The 17507-nt window shown below is 60.1% G+C and carries 15 protein-coding genes and 1 other RNA gene; 2 read left to right on the top strand and 14 right to left on the bottom strand.

All coding sequences use genetic code 11. The features are described from left to right. Positions 1-2: 2 nt before the first annotated feature. The 14 genes from LRO94_RS05615 to rsmI all read right to left on the bottom strand — a co-directional run bounded on the left by LRO94_RS05615 (position 3) and on the right by rsmI (position 15075). Positions 3-959: a D-alanine--D-alanine ligase gene (locus tag LRO94_RS05615; RefSeq protein WP_099601151.1), complete on the bottom strand. Its 957-nt coding sequence runs from the start codon at positions 957-959 to the stop codon at positions 3-5. Continuing rightward, positions 956-2401: a UDP-N-acetylmuramate--L-alanine ligase gene (gene murC / locus LRO94_RS05610; protein ID WP_032886323.1), complete on the bottom strand. Its 1446-nt coding sequence runs from the start codon at positions 2399-2401 to the stop codon at positions 956-958. Before murC ends, LRO94_RS05615 begins: the two co-directional genes overlap by 4 nt. Further along, positions 2394-3464, bottom strand: a complete 1071-nt coding sequence (gene murG, locus LRO94_RS05605) for an undecaprenyldiphospho-muramoylpentapeptide beta-N-acetylglucosaminyltransferase (RefSeq protein WP_032886322.1) — start codon at positions 3462-3464, stop codon at positions 2394-2396. The genes murC and murG overlap by 8 nt, the downstream gene beginning before the upstream one ends. Further along, a complete protein-coding gene (gene ftsW / locus LRO94_RS05600; RefSeq protein WP_032886321.1) occupies positions 3454-4677 on the bottom strand; it encodes a putative lipid II flippase FtsW in 1224 nt (407 codons plus the stop codon). The genes murG and ftsW overlap by 11 nt, the downstream gene beginning before the upstream one ends. Further along, complete coding sequence (gene murD / locus LRO94_RS05595) at positions 4674-6020, bottom strand: UDP-N-acetylmuramoyl-L-alanine--D-glutamate ligase (RefSeq protein ID WP_032886320.1); 1347 nt, start codon at positions 6018-6020, stop codon at positions 4674-4676. The genes ftsW and murD overlap by 4 nt, the downstream gene beginning before the upstream one ends. Positions 6021-6026: 6 nt before the next feature. Continuing rightward, entirely contained in the window at positions 6027-7109 is a 1083-nt protein-coding gene (mraY, locus tag LRO94_RS05590) for a phospho-N-acetylmuramoyl-pentapeptide-transferase (protein WP_032886319.1), read from the bottom strand. Beyond that, the gene (locus tag LRO94_RS05585; RefSeq protein ID WP_179179507.1) at positions 7109-8479 is read right to left on the bottom strand and encodes a UDP-N-acetylmuramoyl-tripeptide--D-alanyl-D-alanine ligase; all 1371 of its coding nucleotides are present in this window, start codon (positions 8477-8479) and stop codon (positions 7109-7111) included. Before LRO94_RS05585 ends, mraY begins: the two co-directional genes overlap by 1 nt. Continuing rightward, entirely contained in the window at positions 8472-9935 is a 1464-nt protein-coding gene (murE, locus tag LRO94_RS05580) for a UDP-N-acetylmuramoyl-L-alanyl-D-glutamate--2,6-diaminopimelate ligase (RefSeq protein ID WP_179179508.1), read from the bottom strand. The genes LRO94_RS05585 and murE overlap by 8 nt, the downstream gene beginning before the upstream one ends. Further along, positions 9935-11677 (bottom strand): peptidoglycan D,D-transpeptidase FtsI family protein, encoded by a 1743-nt coding sequence (locus LRO94_RS05575; RefSeq protein WP_163033163.1) that lies wholly within the window; start codon positions 11675-11677, stop codon positions 9935-9937. The genes murE and LRO94_RS05575 overlap by 1 nt, the downstream gene beginning before the upstream one ends. Next, positions 11677-11970 (bottom strand): cell division protein FtsL, encoded by a 294-nt coding sequence (ftsL, locus tag LRO94_RS05570; protein WP_003216203.1) that lies wholly within the window; start codon positions 11968-11970, stop codon positions 11677-11679. Before ftsL ends, LRO94_RS05575 begins: the two co-directional genes overlap by 1 nt. Then, positions 11967-12914, bottom strand: coding sequence for a 16S rRNA (cytosine(1402)-N(4))-methyltransferase RsmH (gene rsmH / locus LRO94_RS05565; RefSeq protein ID WP_032886315.1), 948 nt, complete (start codon positions 12912-12914; stop codon positions 11967-11969). The genes ftsL and rsmH overlap by 4 nt, the downstream gene beginning before the upstream one ends. Then, positions 12911-13366 (bottom strand): division/cell wall cluster transcriptional repressor MraZ, encoded by a 456-nt coding sequence (gene mraZ / locus LRO94_RS05560; protein ID WP_003171868.1) that lies wholly within the window; start codon positions 13364-13366, stop codon positions 12911-12913. Before mraZ ends, rsmH begins: the two co-directional genes overlap by 4 nt. 354 nt (positions 13367-13720) lie before the next feature. Beyond that, an RNA gene (rnpB, locus tag LRO94_RS05555) (RNase P RNA component class A) lies at positions 13721-14074 on the bottom strand. Between the two features lie 95 nt (positions 14075-14169). Next, the gene (gene rsmI, locus LRO94_RS05550; RefSeq protein WP_163033157.1) at positions 14170-15075 is read right to left on the bottom strand and encodes a 16S rRNA (cytidine(1402)-2'-O)-methyltransferase; all 906 of its coding nucleotides are present in this window, start codon (positions 15073-15075) and stop codon (positions 14170-14172) included. A gap of 187 nt (positions 15076-15262) precedes the next feature. Between rsmI and LRO94_RS05545 the strand changes: the two genes are divergently transcribed. Together LRO94_RS05545 and LRO94_RS05540 are read left to right on the top strand one after the other, a co-directional pair. Next, positions 15263-17074: a penicillin-binding protein activator gene (locus LRO94_RS05545; RefSeq protein WP_179179509.1), complete on the top strand. Its 1812-nt coding sequence runs from the start codon at positions 15263-15265 to the stop codon at positions 17072-17074. Further along, a complete protein-coding gene (locus LRO94_RS05540) occupies positions 17074-17445 on the top strand; it encodes a YraN family protein (RefSeq protein ID WP_032886313.1) in 372 nt (123 codons plus the stop codon). Before LRO94_RS05545 ends, LRO94_RS05540 begins: the two co-directional genes overlap by 1 nt. The last annotated feature ends 62 nt before the right edge of the window (positions 17446-17507 follow it).

Below are 17507 nucleotides of genomic sequence, written 5' to 3'. Positions count from 1 at the left end.
CCTTAGCCTCTTGGCTCAATGCTGGCGGCAAGAATTGCCAGCACCAACTGCTGGAAATCCAAGCCGGCTGCGCGAGCGGCCATAGGTACCAGGCTGTGGTCGGTCATGCCCGGCGCAGTGTTGACTTCCAGGAACCAGAACTCCCCTTGGTCATCCTGCATCACGTCTGCCCGCGCCCAGCCGGCGATACCCAGCGCCTCACAGGCCTTCGCCGTGAGGTCCATCAATTCCTGTTCCTTGGCTGCGTCAAGGCCGCACGGGACCCGATACTGGGTATCGGATGCCAGGTACTTGGCGTCGTAGTCGTAAAAGGTGTGGGGCGTGCCCAATGCGATAGGCGGCAATACTTGGCCACGCAGGGTGGCGATGGTGTACTCGGGACCCTGGATCCACTGTTCCACCAACACTTGCGAATCGTAGGTACTTGCCGCTTTCCATGCGTCGATCAATTCGGCGGCCGAGTTCACTTTGGCCATGCCGATACTGGAGCCTTCATGGGCTGGTTTGACGATCAAAGGCAGGCCCAGTTCCTTGGCTGCAGAAATACAATCGTCTTCGCTGCACAGAACAGCGTGACGCGGGGTTGGAATACCCAGGCTGTGCCATACCTGCTTGGTGCGCAGCTTGTCCATGGCCAGTGCGGAGGCGAGGATGCCACTGCCAGTGTAAGGAATACCGGCGCATTCCAGCAGGCCCTGCATGCTGCCGTCTTCACCGCCACGGCCGTGAAGAATAATGAAGGCGCGGTCGATCTTTTCGGCCTGCAGGCGGGCGAGGAAGTCATCGCCCACGTCGATACCAAACGCATTCACGCCGGCGCTTTGCAGGGCTTCGAGCACGGCGTTGCCGGACTTGAGCGACACTTCGCGCTCGGCGCTCTTGCCGCCGAACAGCACCGCCACACGGCCGAAGTCGGCTGGCGCGATTGTCGAAAACAGGGAGCCGTAGTCAGTGGTCATTTCGACTTCCCCTTCTCGGCGGCAAACAGCGGGCTCGCCAATAGTTTAGGGGCAAGGCCGCCGATATCACCTGCGCCTTGGCACAGCAGAATGTCACCAGCGCGCAGCAGCGGTTTGACGATCGGTGCCAGGTCCACACCGCGCTCGATGTAGATCGGGTCAAGCTGACCACGCTGACGAATGCTGTTGCACAGCTTGCGGCTATCGGCGCCCGGGATCGGTTCTTCACCGGCCGGGTAAACCTCCATCAACAGCAGCACGTTGGCATCGGCCAATACATTGACGAAGTCGTCATACAGATCGCGGGTCCGGCTGTAGCGGTGCGGTTGGTAGACCATCACCAGGCGGCGCTCCGGCCAACCACCGCGCACGGCCTTGATCACTGCGGCAACTTCAGTCGGGTGGTGACCGTAGTCGTCCACCAGCATCACGTCGCCACCCTCTACCGGCAGTTGGCCGTAGACTTGGAAGCGACGGCCGACACCCGCAAAACGCGACAGGCCTTCCACAATGGCTTCATCGCTGACGCCTTCATCGGAAGCGATGCAGATGGTCGCCAGGGAATTCAATACGTTGTGGTTGCCCGGCATGTTCACCGACACATCCAGCGGCTCACGGTCAGGACGCAGTACGGTGAAGAAGGTTTGCATGCCTTCCTGGCGCACATTGATCGCACGCACGTCGGCGTCTTCGCTGAAGCCGTAGGTCACGGTCGGACGCTTGACCAGCGGCAGGATTTCACGCACTACCGGATCGTCCAGGCATACCACGGCCAAACCGTAGAACGGCAGGTTATGCAGGAACTCAACGAAGGTTTTCTTCAACTTGTTGAAGTCACCGTCGTAGGTCGCCATGTGATCTTCGTCAATGTTGGTCACGACGGCCACAAGCGGTTGCAGGTGCAGGAAGCTCGCGTCGCTTTCATCGGCTTCGGCGATCAGGTAGCGGCTGGTGCCGAGCTGGGCATTGGTGCCGGCTGCATTCAGGCGGCCACCGATAACGAAGGTCGGGTCCAGGCCACCAGCGGCGAACACCGAAGCGATCAGGCTGGTCGTGGTGGTCTTGCCGTGGGTACCGGCGACGGCGATGCCGTGGCGATAACGCATCAACTCGGCCAGCATCTCGGCACGTGGCACCACGGGAATGCGGCGCTCAAGGGCGGTGGCCACTTCCGGGTTGGAAGTGTTCACGGCGCTGGACACCACCAGCACGTCGGCCTCAGCGGCGTTCTCAGCGCGGTGGCCGATGAAAATCTGTGCACCAAACGACTTCAGGCGCTCGGTGACCGGCGACTCTTTCAAGTCCGAGCCGGACACTTGGTAGCCCAAGTTCAGTAACACTTCGGCAATGCCGCACATGCCCACGCCGCCGATACCGACGAAGTGGATGCGACGGATGCGGCGCATCTCGGGTTGTGGCATGGCTTTCTGATTCTCAACCATGGGCCACCTCCAGGCAGATATCCACCACGGTGCGGGTTGCGTCAGGTTTGGCCAGGCGGCTTGCGGTGCTCGCCATGTTGTTGAGTCGTTCCGGTTGCATCAAAACCTCGGTCAGGCGTGCGGCCAAATCGGCGGCGCCAGTCGTTCTTTGCGGCAGCAGGAAGGCAGCGCCCTCCCCGGCCAAATATTCGGCGTTGCGGGTCTGGTGATCGTCGATGGCGTGGGGCAAAGGCACCAGCAAGGACGGCAGACCGGCGGCGGCCAGTTCACTGACGGTCAGCGCACCAGCGCGACAAACCACCAGGTCGGCCCAGCCATAGGCATGGGCCATGTCTTTGATGAAAGGCTGTACGTTCGCCTCGACACCGGCTTCGCGATAACGCGTGGCGGTGATTTCATCGTGGTTCTTGCCGGCCTGATGGAAGATCTCCGGGCGCAATTCCACAGGGAGTTGCGCCACCGCTTCCGGTAGCAATTTGTTCAATGGCTCAGCGCCCAGGCTTCCGCCCAGGATCAGCAGGTGCGCCTTGCGACCCGCGAGCGCTTCGCGGGCGATGTCCATAAACAGCTCGGTGCGCACCGGGTTGCCGGTGGTACGGCGCTTATCCGACACACTGAAAGTGTTGGGAAACGCTTCACACACCCGCGCAGCCAACGGCACCAGCAAGCGGTTGGCGGTGCCGGCCACAGCGTTCTGCTCGTGCACGATCACCGGCACACCGGCGAGCTTGGCCGCGACGCCGCCAGGGCCGGTTACATAACCGCCAAAACCGAGCACACACACTGGCTGCAATTCACGGATGACCTTGCGCGCCTGCCACACCGCCTTGAGCAAGACGAAAGGTGCCTTGAGCAAGGACAACTTGCCTTTGCCGCGCAGGCCTGTGACGTTGATCAGATGCAACGGCAAGCCGGCACTCGGTACCAATTCGTTTTCGATACCGCGCGGCGTGCCCAACCAATGCACGGTGTAGCCACGGTTCTGGAACTCGCGCGCACACGCCAGGGCTGGGAATACGTGGCCCCCAGTGCCGCCAGCCATGATCAGCACATTAGCGCCCATGGGTCGGCTCCTCGGCGAAGTCGCTTTCGCTGAACTCCATCTCTTCGCTGCCCAAGTGGGTTCGACTCTCCCACTCAATGCGCAGCAACAAGCCCAGACAGGCGCAGCAAATCACCAGCGAACTGCCGCCGTAACTGAGGAACGGCAAGGTCAGCCCCTTGGTCGGCAGCAGGCCGACGTTCACACCGATATTGATCAAGAACTGGCCGATCCACAGGAACGACAAGCCGTACGCCACATAGGCGGCGAAATACTGTTTGGCCTTCTCGGCCCACAAGCCGATGTACATGCCGCGTACGCACACGAACACAAACAGCGCGACGGTGCACAGCGAACCAACCACGCCCAACTCTTCGGCGAGTACCGAGAACACGAAGTCGGTGTGGGCTTCCGGAAGGTAGAACTGCTTTTGCACGCTATTGCCCAGGCCAACGCCCAGCCACTCACCACGACCAAAGGCGATCAACGCCTGGGTCAATTGATATCCGGAGCCAAACTGGTCGGACCACGGGTCGGTAAAGGTAATCAGACGCGCCATCCGGTAGGGTTGCGCCTGCACCAGGATGGTCACGGCCGCCACTGCCAGCACCACCATCAAACTGAAGCGGAACAGGCCCACGCCGCCGAGGAACAGCATCGCCGCGGCCGCGCCCATCATCACGACGGTGGCGCCGAAGTCGGGCTCCATCAGCAAGAGGCCGGCCATGGGCAGAAGCACGATGAATGGCTTGAAGAAGCCCATCCAGCTTTCGCGCACTTCCTTCTGACGACGCACCAGGTAACCGGCGAGATAGATCACCACGAACACCTTGGCGATTTCCGACGGTTGCACGTTGAACGCGCCGAAACCAATCCAGCGCATCGAGCCGTTCACCTCGCGGCCGATACCCGGCACGATCACCATGACCAGCAAGCCAAACGCGCCGATCAGCATCAGCCAACCGAGACGCTGCCAGGTGGCGATGGGGATCATCATGGTGACGATGCACGCACCCAGACCGATGATCAGGTACACCAAGTGACGGATCATCATGTAAAGGGTGTTGCCCGACTGCACGGCAGCCACTTCGGAAGACGCCGAGGTGATCATCACCAGGCCCAGGCCCAGTAGCGCGAGGCAACCGGCGAGCATTGGGAAATCAAGGTCGATGCCACGCCCGGTGATGATCGGCGACGGGTACGGCTTAATGATGTTTCTGAAATCAATGCTCATGCCAAGCCCTCCACGGCGCGGGCGAACAACTGGCCGCGCTCTTCGTAGTTCTTGAACATGTCGAAACTGGCGCACGCCGGCGACAGCAGTACCGCATCGCCTGGTTGGGCCAGGGCTTTGCATTGGGCAATGGCGTCGTCCAAGGAGGTGGCACGCACCTGTGGCACGGCGTCACCAAGCGCGGCGGCGATCAAGTCGGAGTCGCGGCCCATCAAGACCACGGCGCGGCAATGCGCAGCCACCGGTGCCTTGAGATCTTTGAAATCTGCGCCTTTACCATCGCCACCGGCGATCAGCACCAGCTTGCCGTCGATATCGGCGCCAAGCCCTTCGATCGCAGCCAGTGCGGCGCCGACGTTGGTGGCTTTGGAGTCGTTGTAATAGCTGACGCCATCGAGATCACGCACCCACTGGCAGCGGTGTTCAAGACCGGCGAAGGTGCGCAGGCTGGAGAGCATCGCGTCGAATGGCAGACCGACGGCATGGCCAAGCGCCAATGCCGCCAGGGCGTTGGACTGATTATGGGCACCACGAATTTTCAGCTCGCGCACTGGCATCAGGTTCTGAAATTCGAAGGCCAGGTATTTCTCGCCGTTCTCTTCGCGGATACCGAAGGCCTTGAAGTCGGGCTTGCCCAAACCGAAGGTCCAGCAGGGCATGCCCTCGCCCATCAGCGGACGGCTCAGGGCATCCTGGCGGTTGACCACAAATTGCTTGGCGCCGCGGAAGATCCGGTGCTTGGCCAGATGATATGCCGGCAGGCCGCTGTAGCGGTCCATGTGGTCTTCGCTGACGTTCAGAACAGTGGCGACTTCGGCGCCGAGGTCATGGGTGGTTTCCAGCTGGAAACTAGACAGTTCCATCACGTACAGCTCGATGTCGTCGCTGAGCAGGTCCAGCGCCGGGGTGCCGAGGTTACCGCCCACGGCCACGCGCTTGCCGGCCGCCATCGCCATCTCACCGACCAGTGTGGTCACGGTGCTTTTCGCGTTGGAACCGCTGATGGCTACGATCGGCGCCTTCGCGTTACGCGCGAACAGGTCGATATCGCCGGACAGCTTAACGCCACGGGCCGCAGCCGCTTGCAGGGCCGGTGTCGCCAGTGCCAGGCCGGGGCTCACGTAGAGCTCATCTGCGCGGCATAGAAACTCGACATCCAGCTCGCCACAACGCACTTCCACGTGCGGATAGTCACGGCGCAGCGTGACCAGCTCCGGTGGATTTTCCCGCGTATCGGCCACGGCAAACGACGTGCCCCGGTTCGCCAGGAAGCGAACCAGGGACATGCCGCTCTTGCCGAGGCCGACAACGATGCGGAAGTGGTCTGAAGCGATCAGGGACACTCGTTTCTACCTCAGTTTCAGGGTGGCAAGGCCAACCAGTACGAGAATCACAGTGATGATCCAAAAACGGACGATCACGCGTGGCTCGGGCCAGCCCTTGAGTTCAAAGTGGTGGTGAATCGGCGCCATGCGGAACACGCGGCGCCCGGTCAACTTGAAGGACGCCACCTGGATGACCACCGACAGGGTTTCCATCACGAACACACCGCCCATGATGAACAACACGATTTCCTGGCGAACAATCACCGCGATGGTGCCCAGGGCTGCACCGAGCGCCAGTGCGCCGACGTCGCCCATGAAGACTTGTGCCGGGTAGGTGTTGAACCACAGGAAGCCCAGGCCGGCACCGATCAGTGCGCCGCAGAACACAATCAGTTCACCCGCGCCCGGTACATAAGGGATCAGCAGGTACTCAGCGAATTTCACGTTACCTGACAGGTAGCAGAAGATGCCAAGCGCGCCGCCCACCATCACCGTCGGCATGATCGCCAGACCGTCGAGGCCGTCGGTCAGGTTCACCGCGTTGCTGGAGCCGACGATCACGAAGTAGGTCAGCACCACGAAGCCGATACCCAATGGAATGCTGGCGTCCTTGAGCATCGGGATGATCAGGGTGGTTTCCACTGCGCTTGGCGCCGTGGTGTACAGGAAGATCGCTGCGCCCAGGCCGAACACCGACTGCCAGAAATACTTCCAGCGGCTTGGCAGCCCCTTGGAGTTTTTCTCGATCACTTTGCGGTAGTCATCGACCCAGCCGATGGCGCCGAACAGCAGGGTCACCAGCAGCACCACCCAGACGTAGCGGTTGTGCAGGTCGGCCCACAGCAAGGTGCTGATGCCGATGGACGACAGGATCAACGCGCCGCCCATTGTCGGTGTGCCGGACTTGGACAGGTGCGACTGCGGGCCGTCATTACGAACCGATTGACCAATTTGCAGGTTCTGCAGGGTGCGGATCATCCACGGCCCCAAAAACAGCGACAAAGACAGCGCGGTCAGCACACCCAGGATCCCGCGCAGGGTCAGGTACTGAAAGACCGCGAAGCCTTTGTGGAACTGTTGCAGATACTCAGCCAGCAGCAGCAGCATTAATGTTTCTCCGTACTTGAGCCACACAAGGCCGCGACGACGTTTTCCATCACCGCGCTGCGCGATCCCTTGATCAAAATGGTTGTGTGTTTGTCTTGTTCTGCTGTGCCCAGCGCCTGAATCAACTCGGCCTGGGTTGCGAAATGTCGCGCACCTTGGCCGAAGGCAGCCACGGCATGGGCCATGTTCGTACCAACGGCGTAGAGGGCGTCGACTTTGCCTGCGGCATACGCGCCGACTTCGCGGTGGCCTTGTTCAGCCCAGTCGCCCAATTCGCCGATGTCACCCAGTACCAGCACCTTGCGACCGTCAAAACCGTTTAGCAGGTCTACAGCGGCATTAATGGACGATGGGTTGGCGTTGTAGGTGTCATCAATCACACGCATGCCGTTGGTTGCCAACTGCGCCACGGTACGACCCTTGACCGGTTGCACCGCGCCCAGGCCCGTGGCAATACCGAACAGCGAAACGCCCAAGGCATGGGCCGCAGCGGCGGCGGCCAGGGCATTGGCGACGTTATGGTTGCCCAACAAATTCAGTTGCACGTGTTCGTCACCTTGCGGGGTGTGCAAGGTGAAGGACGGGCAGCCACGGGCATCGACGGTGATGTTGGATGCATGGAAATCAGCCGCTGCGTTAAGCACGGCAAATGTCAGGACCTTGCGACCGGCGGCGCGTACACGCCAGGTCTCGAAGGCCTTGTCGTCCAAATTCAAAACCGCGGTGCCAGATGCATCCAGGCCCTCAAGAATCTCGCCCTTGGCTTCGACGATTTTTTCCGGTCCACCGAACTCGCCAACGTGGGCAGTACCGGCGTTGTTGATAATTGCTACGTGGGGCTTGGTCAGCGCCACGGTGTAGGCGATTTCGCCGATACGCGAAGCCCCCAGTTCGATCACTGCCGCCGTGTGTTCCGGGGCGAGTTCAAGCAGGGTCAGCGGAGCGCCAAAGTCATTATTAAGGTTGCCACGGGTCGCAAGCACCGGGCCGCGCGTACGCAGTACACCAGCAAGCAGTTCCTTGACCGTTGTCTTGCCGCTGGAGCCGGTAACGGCTGCGACAGGCTTATTAAAAGCAGCACGGTTCAGCGCACCCAATTGACCGAGAGCCAAGCGGGTATCCGCGACGAGCAGTTGCGGCAAGGTGGAGTCGGCGACTTCGCGCTGAACCAAGGCAGCCACGGCACCTTTGGCGGCCACTTCATTCAGGTAGTCGTGACCGTCAAAGCGCGGTCCGGCCAAGGCGACAAACAGTTGCCCAGGCTTGATCGCGCGACTGTCGATACTCACGCCATCGAAGCAGCAATCGCTCGACAGCATACGAGCGGACAGAGCCTGGGTCAGTTCGCTGAATTTCATCGCTTTAAGCATGGGCAACCTCCCAGGCGGTCAAAGCGTGATCGGCCTCGACCAGATCGGAGAAGGCATGACGCTCGCCATTGATTTCCTGGTAGTCCTCGTGTCCCTTGCCGGCCAGTACTATCACATCATCAGCGCTGGCACTGGCGATCAACTGGGCGATGGCGGCACCACGACCGGCAACGAAAGTAGCCTTGGACGCGTCTTTAAAGCCTGCGCGGATATCGTCGAAGATCTGGCTCGGGTTTTCGCTGCGCGGGTTGTCATCGGTGACGAGTACGCCGTCGGCCAGTCGCTCGACAATCTCGGCCATCAGCGGACGCTTGCCGCGATCGCGATCACCGCCGCAACCGAACAGGCACAGCAACTTCCCTTTGGCGTGAGGACGCAAGGCTTCGAGGACTTTTTCAAGGGCATCCGGGGTGTGGGCGTAATCAACCACCACCAGCGGCTGGGTGCCGCCACCCAGGCGCTGCATGCGACCGGCCGGACCTTCCAGCTTCGGCAGCACTTTGAGGATTTCGTCCAGGGCGTAATCCAGGCCAAGCAGCGCGCCGATAGCGGCGAGGACGTTGCTGAGGTTGAAGCGCCCGAGCAAGGTGCTGCGCAGGTGATGTTCGCCTTGGGGCGTTACCAACGTGGCGCGAACACCTTCGTCATTAAATTGGGCTTCGCGGCAATACAGGTACGCGCTGGAGTCCAGCAGGCTGTAGCTGATCAAACGCGATTCGCTGTCCTGCGCGGCCAACTGGCGACCGAACTCGTCGTCCAGGTTCACAACCCGGCACTTCAGGTCATTCCAGGCGAACAGCTTGGCCTTGGCGGACGCATACGCCTCCATCGTGCCGTGGTAGTCCAAGTGGTCGCGGGACAGGTTGGTCATCACCGCCACATCAAAGGCCAGGGCGGTTACGCGGCCCTGGTCCAGACCATGGGACGAGACTTCCATGGCAACCGCCTTGGCACCGGCCTTTTTCAGGTCGGCCAGGGTCGCTTGCACAGCAATAGGATTGGGCGTGGTGTGCAGGCCGCTTTGAAGCGCGCCATAAAAACCGGTGCCAAGGGTGCCAACGATGCCGCAGTGCTGGCCCAGCAGGTCAAGCGCTTGGGCAACCAGTTGGGTCACACTGGTCTTGCCGTTGGTACCGGTCACACCCACCAGATTGAGATGGCGGCTCGGATCGCCATAGAAACGCCCGGCGATGTCCGACAATTGCTTGGCCAAGCCTTTGACAGGGATCAGCGGCACGTCGGTGATCGGCAGCACGGTGGCGCCTTCCACTTCATAAGCCACGGCTGCGGCGCCGCGCTGCAAGGCGTCGGCGATATGCGCACGACCATCGACCTTGCCGCCTGGCACCGCCAGGAACAGGTCACCGGCGCGCACGTTACGGCTGTCGAGGGTCAACTCGCGAATCAGCAGATCGCGACCAGCGTGGGCGAAAATCTTATTCAGGCTAAGAGACATCAGCCGCGCCCTCCATTGGCTTTGACTGCAGCAACCGGTGGTCCGGCATTCGCTTGTTGAGTCGGCGGCAAGTTGTCCGGCGTGATGTTCATCAAGCGCAGGGTGCCGGACATAACTTTGCTGAACACTGGCGCCGAGACCAGACCACCGAAGTAACCGGCTTTGCTCGGCTCGTCGATCACTACAACAATGGCGTAACGTGGATCGCTCATCGGGCCAAAGCCGGCGAACAGCGAACGGTAGGAGTTTTCGGCATAGCCCTTGGTACCCACCGACGTTTTACGCGCGGTACCGGACTTGCCTGCCACGTGATACGCCGGCACCTGGGCACGGAATACGCCGCGCGGCGCTTCGATCACTTGTTGCAGCATGCCTTGCATAGTCTTGGCGACGTTTTCCGGGATCACCTGAGTGGCTTTCGGCGCTTCGTCGACGTGAATCAGGCTCAGCGGCACCATGCGACCGTTGTTGGCCAGCACGGAGAACGCGTGCGCCAGCTGGATTGCGGTTACCGACAGGCCGTAACCGTAGGAAAGCGTGGCGGTCTCAGCTTTTTTCCAGTCGCGGTAGTTCGGCAGGTTGCCGACACGCTCACCGGGAAAATCCAGACCGGTGGGTTGGCCCAAGCCGATTTTCTGCGCCAGGTGGTAGATGGTTTCACCGCCGATATCGAAGGCGACCTTACTCATGCCCACGTTACTGGAGTTGATCAGGATGCCTGTCAAATCCAACACCGGACCTTCGGTGCGCGATACGTCACGAATAGTGTATTTGCCCAGTTGCAAAGTACCTGGGTACACCTCGACCTTGTCGCTGGGTTTCCAGCGCCCGGTTTCCAGGGCGGCACTCATGGATATGGCTTTCATGGTCGAACCCGGCTCGAACACGTCGATCATGGCGCGGTTGCGCATCATCGCCGGCTGCAGGTTGCGACGGTTATTCGGGTTGTAGGTCGGCTGGTTGACCATAGCCAGGATCTCGCCGGTCTTCACGTCCATGATCACGAGGCTGCCGGCCTTGGCGCCGTTCTCGATGATCGCGTTACGCAGCTCGCGGTTGGCCAGGTATTGCAGACGCAGGTCAATCGACAACGCCAAGGGCTTACCGGCCTTGGCGTTTTTGGTGACTTGGACATCCTTGATCAGTCTGCCGCGCCGATCCTTGATGACTTGTCGTTTACCGGGAACACCAGCCAGCCATTCGTCGTAGGCCAACTCCACGCCTTCGCGGCCGTGGTCATCGATGTCGGTAAAGCCGACCATGTGGGCGGTGGTTTCACCGGCCGGATAGAAACGACGGAATTCCTCGATGCCGTAGACACCGGGGACTTTAAGGTCGAGCACTTGCTGGCCCTGCTCGGGGGTGAGGCCACGAACAAGGTAGATGAATTCTTTATTGGCTTGAGCCTCAAGGCGCTCGGCCAAGGCTTTTGGATCCTGGCCCAGTGCGGCAGCCAGTTGTGGCCACCTGTCCTTGGCAACCTGCAACTCCTTGGCGTTGGCCCACAGGGTAGTTACCGGCGTACTGACGGCCAGAGGCTCGCCGTTACGATCGGTAATCAGGCCGCGGTGCGCAGGAATCGGGATATGACGAAGGCTACGGGCGTCGCCCTGGCCGATCAGGAAGTCACGGTCGACGACCTGCAAGTCAATGATCCGCCAGGCAATCGCCCCCACCATCAATGCCAGCAACCCGAGCATCAGTCGGAAGCGCCATGGATAAAGTGCGCCCTCGAGCTTCATCATGGCGCCACCATGCGGACTTCGGCCGCGCCCGGAATGTGCATTTTCAGTTGTTCGGTGGCCAGAACTTCGATACGGCTATGGGCCGTCCAGGTGCTTTGCTCCAGGATCAACCGACCCCATTCCGCCTGCGCTTTGTCGCGCACACTCAATTCCCCGTACAGGGTGTTAAGCAGTTGACGGTTGTAGTGGGCGCTGTAGGACACCGCAATCGCGGACACCAGCACGCCGACAAACAGCAGCAACATAAAGAAGCTGCCGCCCGGCAGGGGCTTGGCAAAAAGCTTGCTCACCGCAGCTTCTCCGCGACGCGCATGACGGCGCTACGGGAGCGTGGGTTGGCCTTGAGTTCGGCTTCGGAAGCAAACTGCGCTTTGCCATGGATTTTGATTTTCGGCACAAAGGCTTCGAAACGCACCGGCAGGTTGCGCGGCAGGTTGTCGGACTCACCCTTGACCAACCGACGCATGAACAATTTGACGATGCGGTCTTCAAGGGAGTGGAAACTGATCACCACCAGACGACCGCCCACTTCCAAAGCGTCCAGCGCGGCTTCAAGACCAGCTTCCAGATCGCCCAGTTCGTTGTTGACGTGAATGCGCAGGCCTTGGAACGCACGGGTCGCAGGATTCTTGCCCTTTTCCCATGCAGGGTTGGCGACTTTGAGTACTTCGGCCAGGTCGGCGGTGCGTTCAAACGGCTGAATTTCACGGCGCTCCACCACGGCACGTGCCATGCGACCAGCGAAACGCTCTTCACCGTATTCCTTGAATACGCGGGTAATTTCTTCATGGGGAGCGGTGGCGATGAACTGTGCCGCACTGATGCCACGGGTAGGATCCATGCGCATATCCAGAGGGCCATCGTTCATGAAGCTGAAGCCGCGCTCCGGATCATCGAGCTGTGGCGAAGACACGCCTAAGTCGAGCAAAACCCCGGCAACCTTGCCCGCCATACCACGCTCGGCGACTTCAGCACCCAGCTCGGCAAAGCTGCGCTGCACAACGACAAAGCGGCCGTCTTCGGCCGCTAGCGCTTGCCCGGTGGCAATCGCTTGGGGGTCTTTGTCGAACCCGAGGAGCTTGCCGTCGGGACCGAGCTGGCTGAGTATCAACCGGCTGTGCCCGCCCCTGCCAAAGGTGCCATCCAAATAGCAGCCATCCGCGCGTACGGCGAGAGCCTCAACGGCTTCGTCAAGCAGTACGGTGATGTGGTTAAAGCCGCTATCAATAGTCACAGGATCAAATCACGCAGTTCATCAGGCATAGCGCCCGGTTGTTGAATAGCAGCCAGGTCAGCTGCAGAAACAGCATCCCAGGCATCTTCGTCCCACAATTGGAACTTGTTCAGTTGGCCAACCAGCATTGCGCGCTTGTCCAGCTTGGCGTACTCGCGAAGACGCGGGGGCACCAGGAAACGACCACTGCCATCGAGCTCAAGGTCGACGGCATTACCGATCAGCAAACGCTGCAGGCGGCGGTTTTCTTCACGCAATGAAGGCAGGGCGCGCAATTTGGTTTCAATCAACTCCCACTCATCGAGCGGGTAAACACATAAACAAGGATCAACAGCATCGATAGTGATGATTAATTGCCCGGAACTTCGCGAAATCAGCTCGTCACGATACCGGCTCGGCATGGCGAGACGGCCTTTTGCATCGAGACTGATAGCGTTAGCTCCGCGAAACACAGATGCGTTTCTCCAAATTTTAGCGTTTTACGTTCAAAAAACCCACTTTGTGCCACTTTCCGCCACTTGCGCACACTATAGGAATGCGCCCACCACACCGTCAAGGCGCGGATTCAAGGAAAAGCCTTACAGAACGGAGATTTAGGAGCGTAAAAGCAGGAGAAACCAGAGTTCGGCGGTATTTTTGACCCAATAAGGGCAAATAGCTCAAAGAGCTACGACTTAAAGTTAAAGTAATTTATTAAGAGTAAGATTTTTTTGGTATTACGAAGATGCATCTGCCAATGATTTGGCAGGGAAGGATTCTTGCGTTATTACCGGTTTTCTGCCCGAGACTCGGGCAGAAGGAAAAAGGTGGAGAGTCGATCTGTAAGCCGGGTTCTGTCTTGAACAGTCATTCGTCTACGATGGCCATCACTGGACATCTTTAGCAACCTACCCGGTCCCAGCGCGGGCCACGCCTTGGGACCCTATTTGGTCTTGCTCCAAGTGGGGTTTACCTAGCCACGAACTGTTGCCAGTCGTGCGGTGCGCTCTTACCGCACCTTTTCACCCTTACCGGTACCGAAGTACTTAGGCGGTTATTTTCTGTGGCACTTTCCGTAGGCTCACGCCTCCCAGGCATTACCTGGCACTTCGCCCTATGGAGCCCGGACTTTCCTCCCCCCCCTAATTTTCATAGAGGGCAGCGACTGTCCAATCGACTCTCCGCCGCGCAGGTTAACGGCACGGCGGCCTCAGGACAAGTAATAATAGTCACCAAGGCCATCACGTTCAGACGGAATACCGGTTTAACCCCGGAACTATTCAGCTTTCTGTTTATCCAGCGCAACTTGATACAACACATTCTTGCGCAGACCGGTAATTTCTGCAGCCAGGGCCGCGGCGCGCTTGAGAGGCATCTCCTTGAGGAGCAGGTCAAGAATACGCATGGCCTCGCTGCCGACCGCATCTTCGGCCTCCGGCGCCGTCCAGCCCGCCACCAGCACCACACACTCGCCACGCTGTTGATTGCTGTCGCCCTCGACAAATGCACGCAACTCCTCCAGCGGCAGCCCCTTGAGGGTTTCGAATGTTTTAGTCAGTTCTCGCGCCAACAATGCCAGGCGCTCGCCGCCAAACACCAATTCCATATCTTGCAGACATTCAAGGATGCGGTGCGGCGCTTCGTAGAAGATCAAAGTACGCGGCTCTTCCTTTACCGCTTCAAGACGCGCACGACGCCCCACTGCTTTGGCCGGCAGGAAACCTTCGAAAATAAACCGATCTGAAGGCAGCCCCGCGGCAGACAATGCAGCAATCAGTGCGCACGCACCCGGAACAGGCACTACATTGATACCAGCGGCCCGCGCCTGGCGAACCAAGTGGTAACCCGGATCAGAAATCAGCGGCGTTCCCGCGTCGGAGATCAGCGCCACATCGTCACCGGCCAGCAGGCGCACGATAAAGCGGCTGCCTTCTTCGCGCTCGTTGTGCTCGTGACAGGCGGCTAATGGCGTGCTGATACCAAAATGCTGCATCAACCGCTGGGAGTGCCGGGTGTCTTCCGCCGCGATCAATTTAACCTCGCGCAACACTTTCAGCGCCCGGGCACTGATGTCGTCCAGGTTGCCAATGGGCGTCGCCACGACAAAAAGCGAGCCTGCAGTGGAATTCAAAGGACCTGGAGCAGTCAAAACGCACACCTCGATGGTTGGCAAAAGCCGCATTGTAGCGCGTAGATGCTTTGAAAATATGCCATCACGGTCGATGCCGTTTCCGCCGCCGATTGCCTACAACAGCCCAATACCAACATTTGCACGACCTAAATCGACGGTTTCACACCAGTAACATCGCGCCTGGGCCAGTGCTTGGGTACAATTCCACGCTAATTTGATCGGTATCAGGAACACTTACATGATCGCTTGCCTGCGGCTGCTCTCTGCCCTCTGCCTCGCTGCCTTACTGGCGGCTTGCGCCAGCTCGCCCTCGTCCAGCCTTGGCGAACTTCCACGGACCCCGGATGCCAGTATCGAGCAACTGCTCGAACAGGCAACCACCGCCAAGACGCCAGAAAAGGCCGCATTGCTGCGCCTGAGTGCGGCAGACATGGCCTACAAACAAAACGACCCTGGCCGCTCGTCGCAAATTCTTGCCCAAGTGCCCCTGAATGCCCTCAAGCCGGCAGCACAAGTGTTCGCCAGCACCCTGGCCGCCGAGCTGGCCATGGCACGCAACCAGCCGAAGGCTGCGCTGACTGCCTTGAACCACGCTAGCCTGCAAAGTCTGAAGGACCTGCCGACTGAACAGCAGATTCGCACAGGTACCGTGCATGCTCGTGCTTATGAGGCTGATGGCCAGACCCTCAACGCCGCCCGCGAGCGTGTCGCCATGGCGCCACTGCTCACTGGCGATGCAGCCCAAAGCAATCACGAAGCCATCTGGACTTTGATTGCCGCACTACCTGCCGAACAGCTGCAAGCCAGTGGCAACCCGACCCTGGACGGCTGGATCACCTTGGCCCAGGCGGTCAAGGGTGCCGGCACGCTGGAGCAACAACAAGCCGCTATCGACACCTGGCGCGCGCAGAACCCCGGCCACCCGGCTGCCGTGCAGTTGCCAACACCGCTGACCAAGCTCAAGGAACTCGCAAGCCAGCCCTTGAGCAAGATTGCCCTGCTACTGCCCCAAGAGGGCCCCCTGGCTTCCGTGGGCAAGGCACTGCGCGAAGGCTTCATGGCCGCTCACTACCAGGCAGAACAAGCCGGGCAGAAGCCCCCGGTGATCGAGTTCTATGACAGCTCGCGCCTGACTTCCATCGACGACTTCTACGCCAAGGCCCAGGCTGCCGGCGTGCAATTAGTAGTCGGCCCACTGGAGAAGCCGCTGGTCAAGCAGCTCAGTGCGCGCCCGCAACTGCCGATCACCACCCTGGCACTGAACTACAGCGAAACCGATCAAGGTCCAGCGCAATTGTTCCAGTTCGGCCTGGCCGCTGAAGACGAAGCTCGCGAAGTCTCGCGCCGTGCCCGTGCCGACGGCCTGCATCGCGCTGCCGCGATGGTGCCCCGTGGCGAATGGGGTGAGCGCGTCTACAAAGCGTTCCGCCAGGATTGGGAAGCCAACGGCGGCACCGTCATGGGGGTCGAGTACGTCGACCAGCCGGTCGCCCTGGCCCAGCAGATTGCCGATCTGTTCCAACTGCGTAAAAGCGAAGGCCGCGCCAAGAGCCTGCAAAGCACCGTTGGTACTGACGTAGCGGCACAACCGTCGCGTCGCCAGGACATCGAATTCATCTTCCTGGCCGTCACTCCGCAACTGGCCCAGCAGATCAAGCCGACCCTGAACTTCCAGTACGCCGGTGATGTACCGGTCTACGCAACGTCCCACGTTTTCAGCGCCAGCGGTGACCGCAACCAGTACCTGGATATGACCAATGTGATGTTCTGCGAAACGCCTTGGCTGCTCAACACCACTGACCCGCTGCGCAACCAGGTTGCGGCGCAATGGCCACAAGCCAACGGCAGCCTGGGCCGCCTGTATGCAATGGGTGTCGACGCCTACCGCCTCGCGCCACGCCTTGGCCAGCTCAAGGCCCTGCCGGACACACGGGTTGACGGCCTTTCGGGCAACCTGGGTATCAGCGCCAACCAGCGCGTTGATCGCCAGATGCCATGGGCGAAGTTCGTCGGTGGCGAGATCCAACGCCTGCCGGACACCCCGCGCTGATGCCCGAGAGGTCCAGTGCGCAAAGCGGCAAGGATGCCGAACTTCAAGCTCTGCAACACTTGCAAAAACAAGGCCTGCGCCTGCTGGCGCAGAACTGGTTGTGTAAACGCGGCGAGCTTGATCTGGTCATGCTTGACGGCGATACAGTAGTATTCGTCGAAGTCCGCTACAGAAAACACGCACAATGGGGTGGCGCGCTCGCCAGTATCGACGGGCGCAAGCGTCAGAAGCTGATACTCGCCGCGCAGTTTTTCCTGCAAAAAGAGCATCGCTGGGCCAACTCCCCCTGCCGTTTCGACGTGGTTGCCATAGAAAGCACACCGTCAGGCAAGGCTGATCTGAACTGGCTCAAAGATGCCTTCGACAGCTGATTCGCCGGACATCTTCACCACACACTTTTGCTCTTTGCTTTGCGGGCTGCACATTCCTGTGC

Origin of the sequence: Pseudomonas sivasensis (assembly GCF_021391435.1) — a bacterium.
GTDB classification, from domain to species: Bacteria; Pseudomonadota; Gammaproteobacteria; order Pseudomonadales; family Pseudomonadaceae; genus Aquipseudomonas; species Aquipseudomonas sivasensis.
Note: the sequence above shows the minus strand (reverse complement) of the source record. Positions and strands in the feature narration are given on the sequence as shown.

Bases quoted from the DNA above. Each gene is read 5' to 3' on its own strand.
- LRO94_RS05615 (WP_099601151.1), bottom strand. From the start codon at position 959: ATGACCACTGACTACGGCTCCCTGTTTTCGACAATCGCGCCAGCCGAC.
- murC (WP_032886323.1), bottom strand. From the start codon at position 2,401: ATGGTTGAGAATCAGAAAGCCATGCCACAACCCGAGATGCGCCGCATC.
- murG (WP_032886322.1), bottom strand. From the start codon at position 3,464: ATGGGCGCTAATGTGCTGATCATGGCTGGCGGCACTGGGGGCCACGTA.
- ftsW (WP_032886321.1), bottom strand. From the start codon at position 4,677: ATGAGCATTGATTTCAGAAACATCATTAAGCCGTACCCGTCGCCGATC.
- mraY (WP_032886319.1), bottom strand. From the start codon at position 7,109: ATGCTGCTGCTGCTGGCTGAGTATCTGCAACAGTTCCACAAAGGCTTC.
- LRO94_RS05585 (WP_179179507.1), bottom strand. From the start codon at position 8,479: ATGCTTAAAGCGATGAAATTCAGCGAACTGACCCAGGCTCTGTCCGCT.
- murE (WP_179179508.1), bottom strand. From the start codon at position 9,935: ATGTCTCTTAGCCTGAATAAGATTTTCGCCCACGCTGGTCGCGATCTG.
- LRO94_RS05575 (WP_163033163.1), bottom strand. From the start codon at position 11,677: ATGAAGCTCGAGGGCGCACTTTATCCATGGCGCTTCCGACTGATGCTC.
- rsmI (WP_163033157.1), bottom strand. From the start codon at position 15,075: ATGCGGCTTTTGCCAACCATCGAGGTGTGCGTTTTGACTGCTCCAGGT.
- LRO94_RS05545 (WP_179179509.1), top strand. From the start codon at position 15,263: ATGATCGCTTGCCTGCGGCTGCTCTCTGCCCTCTGCCTCGCTGCCTTA.
- LRO94_RS05540 (WP_032886313.1), top strand. From the start codon at position 17,074: ATGCCCGAGAGGTCCAGTGCGCAAAGCGGCAAGGATGCCGAACTTCAA.